This window comes from Mycobacterium sp. 852014-52450_SCH5900713 (assembly GCF_001667075.1).
Classification (GTDB): Bacteria; Actinomycetota; Actinomycetes; order Mycobacteriales; family Mycobacteriaceae; genus Mycobacterium.
In genome coordinates this window covers 1-631 of the sequence record NZ_LZIL01000056.1, presented here as the reverse complement: position 1 = coordinate 631, position 631 = coordinate 1, and the positions used below count along the sequence as shown (strand labels likewise).

Here is a 631-nt window from a genome sequence, read left to right as displayed (position 1 = left end):
CCGGGGCAGCCGCGGGCTACTCCCACAAATACGGCTTCCGCTACAGCGTCCTAACCCGCCCACCCTCGGCCGGATAGGGAAAGCCCAGGTGAACGGAAGTTGTACACGTATGAACAGTCGGCACTAGGGAGGCGAGGCAAGGCGTGACCCCATTAATCTCACCAGTGAGCCATGCCTGCGGTAAGCCCACCGGCAAACCGTTCCTCGAAGGCCAGCGAGCCTAGAGAATAGGGAGGAATCCAAATGTCGTTCGTCACGACGCAGCCCGAGGCCTTGGCCGCGGCGGCGGGCAATCTGCAAAGCATTGGTTCGACGCTGAACGCGCAGAACGCTGCGGCGGTGGCCCCAACGACGGGGGTGGTGCCGGCCGCCGCGGACGAGGTGTCAGCACTGACCGCGGCGCAGTTCTCCGCGCACGCCCAGATGTACCAGGCCGTGAGCGCCCAAGCCACGGCGATTCACGAGATGTTCGTCAACACCCTGAGCATGAGCTCGGGATCGTACGCGGTGACTGAGGCGGCCAACGCGGCCGCGACGGGTTAAAGGAGTCAATGGTGTTTGATTTTGGGGCGCTTCCGCCGGAGGTTAATTCGGCGCGGATTTATGCCGGTCCGGGGTCGGGGTCGTTGAT

The 631-nt window shown here is 63.9% G+C and carries 2 protein-coding genes; both read left to right on the top strand.

Going from position 1 to position 631, the window contains the following annotated elements:
- Positions 1 to 243 precede the first annotated feature (243 nt).
- A complete protein-coding gene (locus A5773_RS17705) occupies positions 244 to 543 on the top strand; it encodes a PE family protein (RefSeq protein WP_067791832.1) in 300 nt (99 codons plus the stop codon).
- An 11-nt stretch (positions 544 to 554) separates the two neighbouring features.
- Positions 555 to 631 (top strand): PPE domain-containing protein (locus tag A5773_RS26565; RefSeq protein WP_156624280.1); only part of this gene is annotated, 77 nt, incomplete at its 3' end.